Origin of the sequence: Marivirga lumbricoides (assembly GCF_014636295.1) — a bacterium.
Classification (GTDB): domain Bacteria; phylum Bacteroidota; class Bacteroidia; order Cytophagales; family Cyclobacteriaceae; genus Marivirga; species Marivirga lumbricoides.
This window is the reverse complement of sequence record NZ_BMEC01000016.1, coordinates 40,554-58,922: the sequence shown is the minus strand read 5'-3', so window position 1 is coordinate 58,922 and position 18,369 is coordinate 40,554. Positions and strand designations below refer to the sequence as shown.

The following is an 18,369-nucleotide window of genomic DNA, read 5'->3' as shown; positions in this document are numbered from 1 at the left end:
AGTTTGGATACGCTTAAAGAGATACTAAAAAAGCCATCAGATTATAAACCTGATGGCTAAGTAATAATTTAAAAATTGATATTTAGCCTGCTACACTAAAGAAGGAATCATTTTTCGAAGGAAGCTCTGTACTTCCCATTAAAAACTTATCTACTTCTCGTGCTGCTTCTCTGCCTTCAGAAATTGCCCATACTACCAGCGATTGCCCTCTGCGGGCATCACCAGCTGCAAATATATTATTCACACTGGTTTGATAACCATTCCCTGCTACTGTGCCTGCTTTTGTCTTTTCAATTCCAAAGCTCTCCAGCAAATTGCCTTCAGGGTGAACGAAGCCAATGGCTAAAAGGGCTAGTTCGCAAGGTACTTCACGTTCTGTACCCTGTATTTCCTGCATGCTCTGTCTGCCTCCCTGGTTTACCCATTCAATATCTACCAGTTTAATATGCGTCAAACCTTTTTCATCACCAATGAATTCTTTAGTAAGAACTCCCCATCTTCTTTCTCCTCCTTCTTCATGAGAGGAAGAAGTGCGAAGTGTCATTGGCCAAAGAGGCCAGGGATCTAGTGCGCCTCTGTTTTCAGGCGGTTGGGGCATTAATTCTAATTGCAAAACAGAAGCAGCGTGCTGCCTGTGGGAGGTGCCAATGCAATCTGATCCGGTATCACCTCCGCCAATTACTACAACATTCTTTCCTTTGGCGCTAATTTTATCAGCTACCTCATCTCCTGAAACCTCTTTGTTCTGTTGCTTAAGAAATTCCATAGCAAAATGGATTCCTTTTAGGTCACTACCAGGAATAGGAAGGTTACGCGGAACAGTGGAACCTGTGCAAATTACAATCGCATCAAAATCGTCTTTTAACATTTGAGGGTTTATATTTTTCCCTACTTCCGCATTGGTTTTAAAACGGACACCTTCCTCCTCCATTAAGGTAATTCGTCTTTCTACAACCCATTTTTCTAACTTGAAATCAGGAATTCCGTAGCGTAATAATCCACCCACTCTGTCATCTCTCTCATATACAGTTACCCAATGGCCAGCCTTATTTAGTTGATCGGCAGCAGCAAGCCCTGCAGGCCCTGAACCAATTACAGCTACTCTTTTTTCTGTGCGCTTTTCAGGTGGTGTAACTTTTACATATCCCAATTCAAAGGCTTTTTCAGCTATTGTTTTCTCAATATGTTCAATAGCTACCGCTGGTTTATTAATGCCCAGCACGCAACTGGCTTCACAAGGAGCAGGGCAAATCCTCCCTGTAAATTCAGGGAAGTTATTTGTGGAGGCTAGAATTTCAGTAGCTTCTTCCCAATTTTCACGATAAACCGCATCGTTAAATTCCGGGATAATATTCCCCAATGGACAACCTGAATGGCAAAAAGGAACGCCACAGTCCATGCATCGGGCAGCTTGGTTTTTTGTTTTAACTTCTGGAAAGGGTTGATATATTTCTTTAAAATCCTCTATTCTTTTTTTGGGAGGTCTGCTTTCCGGTAACTCTCTGTCATATTGTAAAAATCCATCTTTCTGTCCCATTATGCTACTATCTTTTGTGGTGTTTTTTCTTCTTCTTTTTGCTTTTTTTCCTGCAATACCCTTTTATAATCATGAGGTATTACTTTTATAAAGCGACTAACATATTTATCAAAATCAGCCATTATACCTTTGGCTTTGGCGCTATCAGTATAGGTGATGTGGTCTTCAATCATTTCTTTCAGAATGCGAATGTCTTCTTGTTCCAATGGATCAAGCCCTACCATGCTTAAGTTACAATTCTGTCTGAATTGTTCGGTATCATCCAGCACATAAGCAATACCACCGCTCATACCTGCTGCAAAGTTTTTACCGGTTTCACCAAGCACAACTACCCGGCCTCCGGTCATGTATTCACAGGCATGGTCGCCAACACCTTCTACCACAGTGCTCACTCCTGAATTTCTTACGCAAAATCTTTCACCTGCCATTCCGTTAATGAATGCTTTCCCTGAGGTGGCTCCATAAAAAGCTACATTACCAATGATGATATTCTCCTCTGCTTTAAAAAGAGTAGTGCGAGGTGGATAAATTACCAGATGACCTCCTGATAAACCCTTTCCAAAATAATCGTTGGATTCCCCTTCTACTTCAAAAGTTACTCCTTTTGCTAAAAAGGCTCCAAAGCTTTGTCCGGCAGATCCGTGGAATTTAAAGTTAATGGTATTGTCAGGTAGTCCTTCACCATGGTATCTTTTGCTTATTTCATTGGAAAGAATAGCGCCTACTGCTCTGTTGGTGTTGTTAATGGATAATGCATGGTTAACCACTTCACCATTCTCAAGAGCAGGTGTGGCTAAATCGAGTATTTTCCAATCCATCACATCCTCTAATTCATGATCCTGATCGATTTGCTTAACTACCCCTACTTGTTCAGGAATATGTTCCTGGTAGAGGATAGGGCTTAGGTCCAGATCTTTTAATTTCCAGTGAGGCACATCGTTTCTTACTTTCAGTACTTCTGAATGGCCGACCATTTCATCAATAGTTCTAAAGCCTAACTGCGCCATAATTTCCCTTAAGTCTTCTGCCAAAAAGCGGAAAAGATTCACTACATGTTCCGGTTTTCCGGTAAATAGCTTTCTTAGCTCCGGGTTTTGAGTGGCAACACCCACCGGGCAGGTATTTGTGTGGCATTTTCTCATCATAATACAACCTTCCACTACTAAGGCGGCAGTGGAAATGCCCCACTCTTCAGCACCTAATAATGTAGCTATGGCTAAATCTCTTCCTGTTCTTATTTGCCCATCCGACTGAACCGTGATTCTGCTTCTTAAATCATTTTTCACTAAAGTTTGGTGTGCTTCCGCCAAGCCAAGCTCCCACGGTAGACCAGCATGTCTGATGGAGCTAAGTGGAGAAGCTCCTGTTCCCCCATCTGCACCTGAAATGAGCACAACATCAGCATTGGCTTTGGAAACACCCGCTGCTACGGTTCCCACGCCAGCCTGAGAAACCAGTTTCACATTAATTCTGGCTGCTCTGTTGGCATTTTTCAGGTCATAAATAAGCTGGGCCAAATCTTCAATTGAATAAATATCATGGTGTGGTGGAGGAGAAATTAAACCTACCCCCGGGGTGGAATGTCTCACTTTCCCAATCCAATCATCAACTTTGTGGCCCGGTAACTGTCCGCCTTCTCCAGGCTTAGCCCCTTGTGCCATTTTAATTTGAAGTTCTTCAGCGTTTGTAAGGTAGTAGCTTGTTACGCCAAAGCGTCCAGATGCCACCTGTTTGATGGCTGATCTTTCCCAATCTCCATTAGGTTTTACGGCAAATCTAATTTCATCTTCTCCTCCTTCACCGCTATTACTTTTGGCACCAATTCTATTCATGGCAATCGCGAGGGTGGAATGTGCTTCATGAGAGATAGAACCAAATGACATAGCGCCTGTAGCAAACCTTTTTAATATTTTTTCTGCAGGCTCCACTTCAGAAAGAGAAATAGGAATTCGCTTTTTGAATTCAAACATTCCTCTTAAAGTAATGGTATCTTTCAGTTGCTCATTTATTTTGGAAGCATATTTTTTATAGAGAGAAAAGTTATTTGTTCGCGTGGATTGCTGCAGCAAATGAATAGTTTCCGGATTGAAAAGATGTTTCTCTCCTCTTTGCTTCCATTGGTAGATTCCACCTACTTCCAGCCCTTTCTTTACTTTTCCATTAACTGGGTATGCCTGAACATGTCTTACAAGTACTTCCTTGGCAAGACCATCAAAGTCCATTCCTTCAATACGTGAAATAGTTCCTGTAAAACACTTTTCTACCACTTGTGTACCCAGTCCGAGTGCTTCAAATATCTGAGCCGACTGGTACGACTGCAGTGTACTTATTCCCATTTTGGAAAGAATCTTCAATAAGCCATATCCTATTGCTTTCTGATAATTGGCAACAGCCTCTTTTTTGGTGATCTCTTTATTCAGTAAGCCTTTATCGTGTAAATTCTCTATGCTTTTTATGGCCATATAAGGATTCACAGCACTGGCACCATATCCAATAATGGTGGCAAAATGATGAGTTTCTCTTGCATCCCCTGCTTCAACTATAATTCCGGTTCTGGTTCTTAGATTTTTGCTGACAAGATGTTGATGTACAGCCCCAGTGGCAAGCAATGATGGAATAGGAGCATTGTCTTTATCAATGTTTTTGTCAGAGAGTATTAAAACAACTTTTCCCATTTCTGCAGCTCTTTCTGCCTGAACACAAATGGCATTAATCCCTTCTTCCAACCTGCCTTCTTTACCATCTGCCTTGAATACACAATCAATCAACTCATACTCAAAGCCCATGTCTTTTAAGTATTTAAATTTGGCGATATCGGTGTCCAGCAATACTGGCTGGGAAATATGCACCTGCTTGGCATGTGAAGGGCTTTCTTCCAGAATGTTTAAACTTGCACCTACACGCGTAAATAAAGACATCACCATTCTTTCTCTAATAGGATCGATAGGAGGGTTACTTACTTGCGCAAATAGCTGTTTAAAGTAATTGGAAATATGCTGGCTTTGCCTGCTTAAGATGGCAAGAGGTGTATCTGCACCCATAGAACCAATGGGTTCTGTACCACTTTGCGCCATATCCGCCAGAATTACCTTCAATTCTTCTGAGGTATAGCCATAAGCTTTTTGCTTCAGAAGTAACTGCTCTTCTGTCAATATTTCTTCTTCCAGCTCTGGTTCCGGTAAAAGCCTTAGCTTTACTCTTTGCGCATTAATCCAATCAGTATAAGGTTTTTTATGCGTAATGTTTGCTTTTATTTCATCATCAAAAAGAATTCTGTTGCTTTCAATGTCAGCCATTATCATTTTTCCCGGCTGAAGTCTTCCATTCTTAACGATGTCTTCAGGTGGGATAGTTAAAGCACCACTTTCTGAAGCAATCACTAATCTGTTATTTTTAGTGATACAATACCTTGATGGTCTCAAGCCATTTCTGTCTAAAGTTGCTCCCACTTTTTTGCCATCAGTAAAAATGAGTGCAGCAGGGCCATCCCATGGTTCCATTATGGAGGCGTGATATTTATAAAAAGCTTTACGTTCCTTATCCATCATATCATTATCTTGCCAGGCCTCTGGTACAATCATCATCATCACATGTTCCAATGGCCTGCCGTCAAGCACTAACATTTCTACTATGGAATCCAGATTGGCTGAATCAGAATGCTCAGGGTTGGTAATGGGTAAAAGCTTGTTTAACTCATCGTCAGAAAAAACTTTTGACTGAAAACCCGCTTCTTTGGATTTCATTTTTGTTACATTGCCTCTTATTGTATTTATCTCTCCATTATGAGAAATAAACCGGAAAGGCTGAGCAAGCTTCCAGTTAGGAAATGTATTAGTGGAAAAGCGTGAGTGAATAATGGCAAATGCACTTTTCAATCGTGGATCTCGGAGGTCATTATAATAAGGTCTTAATTGATTAGTACGGAGTTGGCCCTTATAAATAATAGTATTAGTGGACAGGCTGCATACATAAAAAGCCTTATTATTACCCTGAATATTATTTCCTATATAATGGGTGGTGTAATTTCTTAGTACAAAAAGCTTTCGCTCAAGCTCTTCCTCTGAAGTTTTTTCAATAGGCTGAATAAAAACCTGCTCTATTGCGGGCTCAACAGGTCTGGCTCCTGTACCAGGAATTTTATGATCAACAGGTACTTCCCTATATCCTAATATTTCTAAGCCTAGCTCTTCAGCATGCTGTTGAAATATTTCTTTGCAGCTATCAGCTACTTTAGTCATTTTAGGAAAAAATACCATTCCAATGCCAACAGGCTTAGATCTATCAATATCAATCCCTGCTTGCTTTGAAACAATGTTAATAAAATCAGCATCTATTTGAAGAAGGATCCCTGCACCATCTCCCGTTTGAGCATCTGAGCCTGTACCTCCTCTATGTTCCATGTTTTCAAGCATGTCCAATGCATCTTGAATTAGCTGGAATTCTTTCTTCCCGTCTACATTAATGATGGAGCCTATGCCACATGCATCATGTTCAAAAGCAGGATTATATAGTGATCTGTTATTCATAAAAAATATTGATTGTAATCTTAAATAATGAATTATATGCGCCTGTTTAGCAGGATAATCTTCTGAATCAGAAAACACAAAAGCACACTTAGTGTCTAATTTACACTAAGTATTTTAAAATTCAAAATTTTTCAGCGCGAAAAATTAATTATAAAGACGAAAAATTGGGAGATAAAGCAATGTAACAATTAATATTTCTTAATTGTATTTTTAACAGATGCTGTCTATCTCTCTTTATAAGGTATAAAATAAGAAATATGTTTATCGTGGAGAGAATGTTTTGGAAATGACTACTAACTTTTGTCTGAATTAATCATTTAAAATAAAAATAATTCTTCAAAATTGAATCGTAAGCGATTTAATTTCGTAAGATTTAATAATTTTGAAAAGTGAATCGTGCTAAATCAGTTTTTAGTAACTGACACTGGACGATTAATTAAATCTTTATTACAATTAAAATTTAATGTGAATATGAAAGTATTATATGAAGCGGAAGCTACAGCAACTGGCGGAAGAAATGGAAAGGTGCAATCATCTGATAAAGTGTTAGACCTGGAAGTGAGAATGCCAAAATCACTTGGTGGACAAGGTGGAGAATTTACCAATCCTGAACAATTATTTGCAGCAGGGTATTCTGCGTGTTTCGATAGTGCATTGAATATGGTAGCAGGTATGAAGAAAGAGCCTGTAAAGAATACAGAGGTAACTGCTAAAGTAGGAATTGGTCAGCTGCCCTCCAAAGGTTTTGGTTTAGCAGTAGAACTCTTAGTGAAAATTCCTGGTATAGAGCGTGAAAGAGCTCAGGAATTATTGGAGGCAGCTCACCAGGCTTGCCCTTACTCCAATGCTACACGAGGCAATATTGAAGTGAAATTGACTTTAGTGGATTAAATCTACGCTGACAATATAGTTGTGCAATGGTGGCGTTCCCTATTGCACAACTTTTAGTACTTAACATGCTACAGAATTTAACATGTACCTCAATTATTTCTTTAAATAAGCCTTACTTATTATATGCCTCTTTAAAGCTTCAGAAAGTCAAAGAACTTTTCGTAATTTGCTCCTTTACAAAAAAGTTAGTCTAATAATGAAGTTCTTCAATTTCTCCATCTGTTTATTATTTTGTTTTTCAAGTATTCAAGCTCAAAAATTACTTACTCCTTTTGAAAAATCTGGCGGTAAAGAAACAGCTACCTATCAAGAGGGAATAAGCTATTATCAAGATCTGGATAAAGCTTTTCCAGTTATAAAAATGTTGGAGATGGGCTCAACCGACAGTGGTGAACCTTTACACCTGGTTATTCTCAATCTTGCTGAAAAATTTGACCTCTCGGAAATAAAGAACGGCAGTAAAACGGTTTTTCTTATCAATAATGCTATTCATCCCGGTGAGCCTGATGGTGTGGATGCTTCAATGATGTTATTGCGTGACTTAGCACAAAATCCCAAAAAATATCCTTTTCTAAATAATGTTGTGATCGCTGTCATCCCATTCTATAATATAGGAGGTGCCTTAAATAGGAATAGCACCTGGCGAGTGAATCAAAATGGGCCGGAGTCTTACGGTTTCAGAGGAAACGCAAAAAATCTGGACCTTAACCGTGACTTCATTAAAATGGATTCGAAAAACGCTTTCTCTTTTGTGGAAATCTTTCACTCTCTGGATCCCGATGTTTTTGTGGATACACATGTTACCAATGGCACGGATCATCAGCATGTGCTTACAGTTTTAAGCACTCAGCATAATAAACTGGGTGGAGAGCTAGGGGATTACCTTGAAGGTACTTTTGAACCTTTAATTTTCGAAGCTATGGTAGCAAAAGGGAATGATCCTGTGCCTTATGTAAATGTTCATGGAAAATCACCAGAAGAAGGTTGGACTCAGTTCTGGGATGCTGCCAGGTATACGAGTGGCTATACTACCTTATTTCAAACCATCGGCTTTATGACTGAGAGTCATATGTGGAAAGATTATGACAAAAGGGTAAAAACGAATTACGATTTTTTAATGACAGTTGCTGAGTTGAGTGCAGCCCAAAAAGAAAAAATCAAAACTTTAAGAAAGTCTGAGAGTGAAAAACTATTAAAAGCAGATAGCCTGCCCGTACAATGGGAGAATAACGATGATGATTTTAAAATGATTACCCTTAAAGGTTTTGAGACTTCTTATCCTGAGAGTGAATTAACAGGTCAGCCTTTGTTAAAATATCATCGAGACCAACCTTTCGTAAAAGAAGTTCCTTTTTTTAATCAGTATGTAGTAACTAAAAAAGTAAAATTACCTGACTATTACGTAATCTCTCAGGCGTGGCAAAATGTAATTGAGCGTTTACAAGCAAATGAGGTAAAACTTACAAAAATTGAAAGGGATACTGTATTGCAGGTTCAGTCATACAATATAAAAGATTTTGAAACCACTAAATCACCTTACGAGGGTCATTATCTGCATTATAATACAGAGGTGCAACCTGAAAAGATTTCGCTAAAACTACGAAAGGGAGATTATCTCATTCCTGTAAACCAAAAAGCCAAGCGTTACATTGTTGAGGTCTTGGAGCCTGAAGCACAAGACTCTTTTTTTAACTGGAACTTCTTCGACACCATTCTACAACAGAAAGAAGGGTTTTCAGATTATGTTTTTGAAGAAAAAGCAAAAGGCATCTTTGAGAATTTCTCTGATGAGGATAAAGCTAAATTTAAAGCAAAGAAGGAGCAAGATTCCACCTTTGCCAAAAGTAATTATGCGCAGCTTGATTGGATTTTTAAGCGCTCCGATCATTATGAAGATGCTCATTTAAGATACCCGGTTTACAGGTTGTTCAGGTAATGAATAGACTCTTGAAAAGTCCTTTTTTAAAACTATTTATTGGGGTGATGCTCGGAGCATTATTGGGTTACTTATTAGGGAATATTTCACTAGGAATTGGTATTGGCTTTTCTTTAGGATTAGGGTATGGTTTTTTGACCGGTAAAGATGAGTAGTACTGAGCATCTTTATTATCAATCTGTCAGGATATTAGGTATTGCTGAGGGTGCTACCCCGAGGGAAATGAAAGACTCTTATCGAAGGCTATCTAAAAAGTACCATCCGGATGTGTTCTATGGAGATTCCGGAGAGAAATTTAAAGCGATTAATGCGGCATATAGCTACCTCAAAAAGCACCCTGAACCACCTAAGAAACTTTACGAAGCTAATGCTCAACCCGTTTATCAGGATCATTACAGAGAGGAACAGAGAAAGAGATACTGGGCTAAGAAAAGAAAAGAACGTGAGCTGAAAGAGCAAATGTTTAAGATGATCTTTCTAAGGGTGCGCATTATCATTATTGTGATAACATTATTCAATATTGGTTTAGTTGCTGATTATTTTCTCTTAAGTACAGAAAAGCAGCGCATACTAATAAAAAAGGAAAATATAGTTGAGAATAATTCCCGAAGTGGAAGTAAACGCTCTCTTTACACTGAATTGACATTTGAGGGAGACTATAGAATGTTGCTAGATTCAAAAGTGAAAAATGAGTTTAAAAGAGGCTCTCACTATAAATTAATTGTTACGCCAGTTTTTAAGCAGATAAAAACCCTTTATAATTCTTCCGGAAATCTATCTTATGCCCCGAGCTATAATATCTATAACGTATTTGGCTTCCTCATTGCGATTGTATTAGTCTGCTCGCTTTTTTATTTTCTTATCCTCAAAAACAATGATTACAAACTAACAATGGTCATTCTGATCATTTTTTCATTTTTGATGCAGCTTTTTTTGCTTTTCTAAAGGGCGCTGGAATTGTCTTTATAGCTTTTTGTAAGCTTACCGGAAAAGTATTAAAGTACTTAATAAATATTCGGTTTGTGTTTTTAAATACAAAATATTCTTGCTAATTTACTATCATGTCCTCTATTATGTTTATAGTATATGAATAGTAAATCTGGAATAAAAGTTTACATTATTGTTGCATTAATTGGCATATTAATGTTATTGAATATATTTCTCATTTACCAAAATGGAAGAAGAATAAATGAAAATCAAAGGTTAATTGAAGTTTGTGAAAGGGTTAAAACCAATGCTCAAGGTATTCGTCAAGGTTTGCATTTAGTTGATTTAGGTTTAAGAGCTTATGTAATAGGGCTAAATAAAAAAATGTATACTATTCCTAGAGATACAGCAGTTTCACAGCTTTCCAAAAGATTTAATTATCTTGAAAAAGAACTTCTTTCATTGGGTTATTTCATGGAAGACTTTTTTTACGTTAAAAGCTTAGTTACTGAATATTTTAGCTTTGTTGAAGAGGAAATAGCAAAACATTTAGATAATGGAAATATTGAGAGAGCTATAGAATTAATAGAAGAGGATAGAGGCTTTTCAGTAGCAGTTGAGAGTCATGGATTTAATGATCGAGTTGCCACATATGTTGATGAAATTTCCAAAAATGCAGAAAAAAGTTTCAAAAGTGCTGTTAATAACTCCTATTGGTTGCAGATAATATTGTTTATTATAAGCATGCCTACTTTGCTATATTTTGCTTTTTATAATTCCCGCTCCCTCAAACTGTCTAAACAACTGAGCCAGCTTGAGAAGGAAAAAAACAAAATCCTTCAAGATCAAAATATGACTCTAGAAAAACTTGTGCGGGAGAGAACAGATGAAATTTTGGCCTCCAGCGAAGAGATAATGGCACAGAATGAAGAAATAAGTACTCAAAATGATGAGATTCAATTACGAAACATTCGGCTGATGCAAAAGCAACAATTAATCAGGGAGAAAAATGAAGCTTTGGAAAAGCAAAATCTTGAACTGAGGGAAGCAAAACTGACTATAGAAAAACAGCAAAATTTATTGGAACTGCGCATTAAAGAACTAAATAATGAAGTAAGTAAACAAAATGAAGAATTGAAAGGTACCAACCAAGAGATGATTGCTCAAAATAGTAAGCTGGAGCAATTTGCCTATATCATTTCTCATAATTTACGTGCACCTATTGCAAGACTCTTAGGATTGGGTAGTTTAATGGACAGCTCTGAAGGTGAAGAGGATAAGCAACGTATCATTAAGATGATGCAAATAGCTTCTAAAGAGCTTAATCAGGTGATTAGTGATATCAGTGAGGTTTTGCTTATTCAAAAAGCAAGCACTAATCGAATAGAGAGAATTAGTTTGGATGCTATTATCAAAAAGCTGCGAGATATATTGAGAAATGAGATAGAGGTGACAAACACGCAACTCACGACTGACTTTACTGATTTCCCAGTACTCTACTCTATACCTGTTTATTTTGAGAGTATCTTTTATAATTTAATTAGTAATGCCATTAAGTACAGGCAGCCTGATAAAGCCCCTCTTATACATATTTCATCAACAGTAGAGGGCGAATTTGTACTAATAACTGTTAGTGACAACGGAATGGGTATCAATTTGGAGAGAGACAGAGATAAATTATTTGGCCTCTACAAAAGATTTCATTTTCACGTAGAAGGAAAGGGACTCGGTCTTTATTTAGTAAAAACTCAGGTGGAGGCCCTGGATGCGCAAATCGAAGTAATAAGTAAGCCTGATGAAGGATGTAAATTTATTCTTAGAATAGATATTTCAAAAGTAGAAATGCCTTGAGATTTACTCATTTACTACTTCCTGCTTCATTGCTTTGAAGAAACGCTTTTGAAATATTAAAATAATAGCTACTCCTGCAAAAATTGAAGCATCAGCTATATTAAAAATCGGCCAGAGAGAGAGATAATCACCTCCCCAGAAAGGTACCCACTCAGCTACTCTGCCTTCCCAAATATCAATGTAAAACATATCCACTACCTGCCCGTGGAACCAGGGTGTAATGGCGTCATAAGGTGCATTATCTAATAATACGCCATAAAAGGTACTATCCAGCACATTTCCCATGGCACCACCCAATATTAAAGCAAGGCTCCAAAGTACGCCAGGGTGGGTATCATCCTTCGCTAACCTATACAAATAATAGGCAATGAAAAACATTGCAACAAGCCGAAATAAGGAGAGGCCTAACTTACCAAATTCAGATCCGAATTGCATTCCAAAAGCCATTCCGGGATTTAATGTGTAATATAATTTAAACCAATCTCCAAACACAGTAATCTGGCCATTTGCTCCCAACTCCATGTTAAAATGAACGAACAGCTTAACTGCCTGATCAAGAACAATAACAGCAAGGGCCAGGAAAAAATATTTATAATATTTCATGTGTATAAAATATGTTTTTAATAACCACATGAAATAGCTAAAACCAGTAGAACTCCTAACAACTCAAGAATTTTTTCAAATATGTATCCCAGGTTGTTTTTCTCAGATGATGGCTATTTCATGCGTATATAAATTGAACATTTATTGGTCATAACTCTTGCTGAATTAGCCATTAAGCAAGCGTATGGCTAATTCAAAGGTTTAACTTACAAGGAAATGAATAACTTAATTGTCAAATCATCTATTTCTAAGCTTGTACTTTCGGATAATTCATCTTTTAAGTCTAATGAAAGAGCCTGAGTTTCAGCACAAATATAGGTTTTGTTTTGTAGAATAGCTTCTTCTACCAACTTGTTTCCTTTTTCCACTGCCACATGAATTTTATCCTGAACTTCCAGTCCTTTATCTTTTCTTAAATTCTGGATGCGATTCACTAAATCCCTGGCTACTCCCTCTTTTCTGAGTTCTTCATTAATGGTAATGTCCAAGGCAACGGTGATGCCATTTTCAGTAGCAACTGACCATCCCGGTATATCCTTGGAAGTAATCTCAACATCTTCAAGCGATAAAGTAACTGCTTCTCCATCTACAGTAATTTCATACGCATTGTTTTTTTCAATAGTAGCGATTTCATCCTGACCCCAGTCATTAATAATAGCAGCAACCTCTTTCATTTTAGGTCCAAAGTGCTGCCCAAGCTTGCGGAAATTAGGTTTAATGCTCTTTACCAGTACACCGGAAGCATCGTCAAGATATTCTACTTCCTTTACGTTTACTTCGGAAAGAATTAAATCTTCTACAGCTGCAATCTGCTTTTTTACCTCAGGGTTCAAAACGGGTACTAAAATTCTCTGAAGCGGTTGCCTTACCTTTATTTTCTGTGACTTACGTAATGAGTGTGTTAAAGAGCTGATTTGTTGCGCCAGACTCATTCTTTGCTCAAGTTGTAAGTCTATCACCTGCTGGTTTACCTCAGGGAAATCTACCAAATGCACAGATGCTGATTCACTTCTTTTGCTTACTTCATTTAAACTTTTAAATAAAGACTCTGAATAGAATGGAGCTATTGGTGCTGAAATAATTGCTATTTTTTCCAGACACTCATATAAAGACTGGTAAGCAATCTTTTTATCTTCGTTATATTCGCCCTTCCAGAAACGTTTTCTGTTCAATCGAACATACCAGTTACTCAAATCATCAGTTACAAAATCCTGAACCAGTCTGGCTGCGCGTGTTGGCTCATATTGATTATAAGCTTCGTCTACTGACTTTATCAAAGTGTTCAGTTTGGATAAAATCCATCTGTCGCTTTCTGTTCTTTTTTCAACAGGTATATAACCTCCCTCAAAGGTGAAGCCATCAAGGTTAGCATATAAAGCGAAGAAGTTATAAGTATTTTGCAAGGTTCCGAAGAATTTACGCTGAACTTCCTCAACACCGGCTAAATTAAACTTCAGGTTATCCCATGGGTTTGCATTACTGATCATGTACCAACGGGTGGCATCGGGACCGTATTTTTTCAAAGTTTCAAACGGATTGATGGCATTGCCCAATCTTTTGGACATTTTATTACCTTCTTTATCCAATACAAGTCCGTTTGCAATTACATTTTTGAATGCTACTTTGTCAAATAACATCCCGGCAATAGCATGAAGTGTAAAAAACCAACCTCTTGTTTGGTCTACTCCCTCTGCAATAAAATCTGCAGGATAATTCCTTTCGAATTCTTCTGAGTTTTCAAATGGATAATGCCATTGTGCATAAGGCATTGCTCCTGAATCGAACCAAACATCAATCAGATCAGGCTCACGAAACATGCGCTTACCGGATTCACTCACTAAAATGACATCATCCACGTAAGGTCGGTGTAAGTCAAAATCCTCCGGTAAAGCATCTTGCATAAAACCTGCATTAACAGATGCATTTACTTCTTCTCTTAATTCTGCCAGTGAGCCGATGCATTTGATTTCTTTTCTATCTTCTGTTACCCAGATTGGTAATGGCGTTCCCCAATATCTTGACCTGCTCAGGTTCCAGTCAACCAGATTTTCCAACCAGTTTCCAAATCTGCCTTCTCCCGTAGAAGCAGGCTTCCAGTTAATGGTGTTGTTAAGTTGAACCAACCTATCCTTCATGGCAGTAGTTTTGATAAACCATGAATCCAAAGGATAATACAAAATCGGCTTATCAGTTCTCCAGCAATGCGGGTAGGAGTGCTCGTACTTTTCTACTTTAAATGCTTTATTTTCTTCCTTCAGTTTGATCGCAATAAGCACATCAGTAGGCTTAAAGTCGGACTCATTTCTAACCTCATCTTCATAATACTCCTCTTTCACATATCGGCCTGCAAAATCGGTTACTTCCTTCACAAATCTTCCCTGCTTATCCACAAGAGGTGCATCATGGCCTAGCTCATCTTTTACCATTACAGCCGGCACATTATTTTGTTGCGCCACTCTAAAGTCATCCGCTCCAAAAACTGATGCAGTATGTACAATCCCGGTACCGTCTTCAGTAGTCACAAAGTCTCCCGGAATAACTCTAAAAGCATTCTTTTCAAGATTTTCATTAGTTACGTAAGGCAGCAACTGCTCATAGCGGATTTCCACTAAGTCGGTTCCTTTAAATTCCTGCTTTATTTCAAATGGGATGAGTTTATCACCTGCTTTATAATCAGAAAGTGCAAGCTCCCTGGCTTTTTCAGAGAAATGCTTACCTACCAAGGCTTTGGCAAGTATTACAGAAACCGGTTGGTAAGTATATGGATTATAAGTTTTTACCTTTACATAATCTATTTTTTCGCCTATAGCCAGCGCACAGTTGGAAGGCAAAGTCCATGGCGTGGTAGTCCATGCCAGAATTCTCACGTCTTCATTCTCTTCTTCAAAAAGAAAAGCAGATTTTTCGCTCTTCTTTACTTTAAATTGAGAGGTGATTGAAGTGTCTTTTACATCTCTGTAGGTTCCGGGCTGATTTAACTCATGTGAGCTTAAGCCTGTTCCGGCTTTAGGAGAAAATGGCTGAACTGTGTAACCTTTGTACAATAAACCTTTATCATAGAATTTCTTTAGCAGGTGCCAAAGTGTTTCCATGTAATCTCTCTCAAAAGTAATGTAGGGATTATCCAGATCGACCCAATAGCCCATTTTCCGGGTAAGATCGTCCCACTCATCCTTAAATTTCATTACCGCTTCACGGCATTTCTGATTATATTCTTCTACAGATATTTTTTTACCAATATCTTCTTTAGTGATACCTAATTCTTTTTCAACCTGTAGTTCTACCGGAAGGCCATGCGTATCCCATCCACCTTTTCTTTTTACCTGAAAACCTTTTAAAGTTTTGTAACGACAAAAAATATCTTTCACCGTTCTGGCCATTACGTGATGAATTCCCGGAGTACCATTGGCTGAAGGTGGCCCTTCGTAAAATGTGAATGTAGGATTGCCGGAACGCGTATCAATAGATTGTTGGAATATGTTATTTTCTTTCCAGAAAGCTAATATCTCATCTGCCAGTTCGGCATAGTTAAGGTTTTTGTACTCTTTATATTGACCCATTGTTTATCGCTTATTTTTCCTCAGAATCATCAGTTTCTGAGCTGGTTCTTTCTTTAGTAATCTGTTTTAAATCTATCTCCTCATCATCAGAAGCCAGATAGAAATTGTCATCGTATTGTTCTATTATCGGGTGAACATCCCTCCTTCTTTTACCATTGTCAAAAGTAAGTAAAAGTGCCGGTAAAACTATCAAATTAGTAAGCATAGCCACTAAAAGGGTAGCTGAAGTTAAGAAACCCAGAGCTACAGTACCTCCAAAGTCTGAAGCCACAAATACAATAAAACCTGCGAATAGAACAATGGATGTGTAAATCATGCTCTTGCCGGTTTCTTTAAGGGTTTTTGTCACGGCAATTGGTACCAAAAAGTTGTTGGCAAAAAGCTCCTGCCTGTATTTGGCTAAAAAGTGAATGGTGTCATCCACTGAAATCCCAAATGCAATACTAAATATTAATGCAGTACTAGGTTTTAGAGGCACTCCAAAATATCCCATTACACCAGCAGTGATAATTAGGGGAATCATATTAGGAATTAGCGAAATGAGGATCATTTTCACATTAGAAAATAAAAGTCCCATCACAATTGCTATTACAATAAATGCCACAATTAAACTAAGTCTCAAATTCTCTACTAAATACCGGTTTCCTTTAATGAAGATAGGAGTGGTGCCTGTTACCGTAATTTCAAAGTCTGTATCTTCAAAAATCTGATGCATTCTCGGCTTTATAACATCCTCCAGTAAAATATCCATTTTATCCGAACCAATATCAGCTACTTTTAAAGAAATCCGCATTTCCTGTAATTCTGTATCAGTAAAATTGCTCATTACAGATTCGCTGCCTTCTTCCTGTTTTAGGTAACGCATGATAAAGCCATAATCCCGCTGAGTAGGAAGGTCATAAAATGCTGCATTGTTATTATAATATGCCTGGCGTGCAGCTTTGATCATGTTTACAATTGAAACCGGTTTGCTGATGGCAGGAATACTATCTAAAAATTGTTCAAATTCCTCAATTTTCCTCAGGGTGTTGAGCTGAACTATGCCACGTCTCTTTTTCGTGTCGATGGTCACTTCCAGAGGCATAATACCGCTGAAGTTTTTTTCGAAAAATCTTAAGTCAGTTTTTGTTTTACCATCCTCAGGCAAATCATCAATCATAAAACTGATGGAATTGATTTTAAAAACCCCGATGAAAGCGATGATTACAACAATAATAGTAATGATGTAAGATTTTGCTCTATGCTTTTGCGCTACTTTGGTTAGCCATTCCACCATAAAGTCTGTCATCTTAAAATTAAGATGCTTCAACTGTTTTCTACCTGGCTTAGGCAAATAAGAAAAAACTGCAGGAATTAATATAATACTTACAAGAAAGGTAGCAAATATGTTGATACCAGTAACAATACCAAATTCGCGCAACAGTTTAATGTCTGTAACAGCCAACACTAAAAAGCCAACAGCAGTGGTGAAGTTAGTGATTAAAGTAACTACGCCAATCTTGCGAACAATTGTGCTGATGGCCTTTATTTTATTGCCGTGTTTCTCAAATTCCTGATGGTACTTGTTAAGCAGGTAAATACTGTTAGGGATTCCGATAACCACTATGATGGTAGGGATTAGACCTGTAAGTATTGTGATTTTATAACCCAGCAGATCCAGTGTACCTACCGACCAGATAACCACTGAGAAAATAACCAAAAGGGGAAAAACTACAGCATCCCATGATCGGAAAAACAGCAGCAAAATAAAGGCAGTGATCAAGACAGAAAGCACTAATAGCTTGATGATCTCCTGCTTTACTTTTCCCATCATTACCGAGCGTACAAAAGGAAGGCCTGCGTAGTGTAATTCTATACCGGTTTTCTCCTGAAAAGCTTCGCCAACCTGAATGATATCCTGCATGAGCCTTTGCCTGTCAGCGGAATTCAAAACTTTTTCATCTACAGAAATAATTACCGCAGTGGCGCCTGTTTCCAGATTAAGTAGTTGGCCGGAATAAAATTTCTGATCTACAATTCTGGTTAAAAGGCTGTCAAGCTGAACCTTCGTTTGAGGCAGATCATCCACCATCGGACTAATTTCAAAGCGCTGTTCCTCAGTGTTTTTTTGAATTTGCTGAAGATTGGCAATGGATAGTACATTGTTAACCCCGATTATGTCATTAATAGCACGTGCCAGGTAATTGAGTCGGGTAAAATTTTCCGGGGTATAAAGGCTGCTATCCTTCATTCCAATGGCTAAAATATTGCCATCATCACCATAAACTTCTTTGAATTTATTTAAAGCGATGAAGTCAACATCTGTATCAGGAACCATTTGAGCCAGGTCATAATCCATCTCCACATTTTTGGCACGATATCCCATAAAAATGGTGATTAATGCCAGAGTGATAATGAGAGGAAGCCTGAATTTTATTACGTTATGAGCTAATTTCGTCCACATATTTCTAAACAAGCCACAAAGGTAACAATTTTTAGTGTGCTGTGGCCTTTAAAGGGAAGCTTTTCCGAAAAGATGTAGTATTTTTACCAAATCTT

The 18,369-nt window shown here is 37.9% G+C and carries 10 protein-coding genes; 5 read left to right on the top strand and 5 right to left on the bottom strand.

Annotated elements, in window-relative coordinates; genetic code table 11:
- Window positions 1-82: 82 nt before the first annotated feature.
- Complete coding sequence (locus tag IEV85_RS21335) at window positions 83-1,537, bottom strand: glutamate synthase subunit beta (RefSeq protein WP_188467304.1); 1,455 nt, start codon at window positions 1,535-1,537, stop codon at window positions 83-85.
- Window positions 1,537-6,063: a glutamate synthase large subunit gene (gene gltB / locus IEV85_RS21330; RefSeq protein WP_188467303.1), complete on the bottom strand. Its 4,527-nt coding sequence runs from the start codon at window positions 6,061-6,063 to the stop codon at window positions 1,537-1,539. The genes IEV85_RS21335 and gltB overlap by 1 nt, the downstream gene beginning before the upstream one ends.
- Before the next feature lie 471 nt (window positions 6,064-6,534).
- Between gltB and IEV85_RS21325 the strand changes: the two genes are divergently transcribed.
- The 5 genes from IEV85_RS21325 (at window position 6,535) to IEV85_RS21305 (ending at window position 11,668) form a co-directional block, all read left to right on the top strand.
- A complete protein-coding gene (locus tag IEV85_RS21325; protein WP_188467302.1) occupies window positions 6,535-6,954 on the top strand; it encodes an Ohr family peroxiredoxin in 420 nt (139 codons plus the stop codon).
- 196 nt (window positions 6,955-7,150) lie between these two features.
- Window positions 7,151-8,890, top strand: coding sequence for a M14 family metallopeptidase (locus tag IEV85_RS21320; protein WP_188467301.1), 1,740 nt, complete (start codon window positions 7,151-7,153; stop codon window positions 8,888-8,890).
- A complete protein-coding gene (locus IEV85_RS21315; protein WP_188467300.1) occupies window positions 8,890-9,045 on the top strand; it encodes a hypothetical protein in 156 nt (51 codons plus the stop codon). Before IEV85_RS21320 ends, IEV85_RS21315 begins: the two co-directional genes overlap by 1 nt.
- Complete coding sequence (locus IEV85_RS21310) at window positions 9,038-9,835, top strand: J domain-containing protein (RefSeq protein ID WP_188467299.1); 798 nt, start codon at window positions 9,038-9,040, stop codon at window positions 9,833-9,835. Before IEV85_RS21315 ends, IEV85_RS21310 begins: the two co-directional genes overlap by 8 nt.
- A gap of 141 nt (window positions 9,836-9,976) precedes the next feature.
- The gene (locus tag IEV85_RS21305; protein WP_188467298.1) at window positions 9,977-11,668 is read left to right on the top strand and encodes an ATP-binding protein; all 1,692 of its coding nucleotides are present in this window, start codon (window positions 9,977-9,979) and stop codon (window positions 11,666-11,668) included.
- Between the two features lie 3 nt (window positions 11,669-11,671).
- Here IEV85_RS21305 and IEV85_RS21300 read toward each other — a convergent pair whose 3' ends face one another.
- The 3 genes from IEV85_RS21300 to IEV85_RS21290 form a co-directional block, all read right to left on the bottom strand.
- The gene (locus IEV85_RS21300) at window positions 11,672-12,271 is read right to left on the bottom strand and encodes a lipoprotein signal peptidase (protein WP_188467297.1); all 600 of its coding nucleotides are present in this window, start codon (window positions 12,269-12,271) and stop codon (window positions 11,672-11,674) included.
- Between the two features lie 206 nt (window positions 12,272-12,477).
- A complete protein-coding gene (gene ileS, locus IEV85_RS21295) occupies window positions 12,478-15,831 on the bottom strand; it encodes an isoleucine--tRNA ligase (protein ID WP_188467296.1) in 3,354 nt (1,117 codons plus the stop codon).
- Between the two features lie 10 nt (window positions 15,832-15,841).
- Window positions 15,842-18,274, bottom strand: coding sequence for an efflux RND transporter permease subunit (locus IEV85_RS21290; protein ID WP_188467295.1), 2,433 nt, complete (start codon window positions 18,272-18,274; stop codon window positions 15,842-15,844).
- Between the last annotated feature and the right edge of the window lie 95 nt (window positions 18,275-18,369).

Coding starts and splice junctions, on each gene's coding strand:
- IEV85_RS21335 (WP_188467304.1), bottom strand. CDS start 1,537: ATGGGACAGAAAGATGGATTTTTACAATATGACAGAGAGTTACCGGAA.
- gltB (WP_188467303.1), bottom strand. CDS start 6,063: ATGAATAACAGATCACTATATAATCCTGCTTTTGAACATGATGCATGT.
- IEV85_RS21325 (WP_188467302.1), top strand. CDS start 6,535: ATGAAAGTATTATATGAAGCGGAAGCTACAGCAACTGGCGGAAGAAAT.
- IEV85_RS21320 (WP_188467301.1), top strand. CDS start 7,151: ATGAAGTTCTTCAATTTCTCCATCTGTTTATTATTTTGTTTTTCAAGT.
- IEV85_RS21315 (WP_188467300.1), top strand. CDS start 8,890: ATGAATAGACTCTTGAAAAGTCCTTTTTTAAAACTATTTATTGGGGTG.
- IEV85_RS21310 (WP_188467299.1), top strand. CDS start 9,038: ATGAGTAGTACTGAGCATCTTTATTATCAATCTGTCAGGATATTAGGT.
- IEV85_RS21305 (WP_188467298.1), top strand. CDS start 9,977: ATGAATAGTAAATCTGGAATAAAAGTTTACATTATTGTTGCATTAATT.
- IEV85_RS21300 (WP_188467297.1), bottom strand. CDS start 12,271: ATGAAATATTATAAATATTTTTTCCTGGCCCTTGCTGTTATTGTTCTT.
- ileS (WP_188467296.1), bottom strand. CDS start 15,831: ATGGGTCAATATAAAGAGTACAAAAACCTTAACTATGCCGAACTGGCA.
- IEV85_RS21290 (WP_188467295.1), bottom strand. CDS start 18,274: ATGTGGACGAAATTAGCTCATAACGTAATAAAATTCAGGCTTCCTCTC.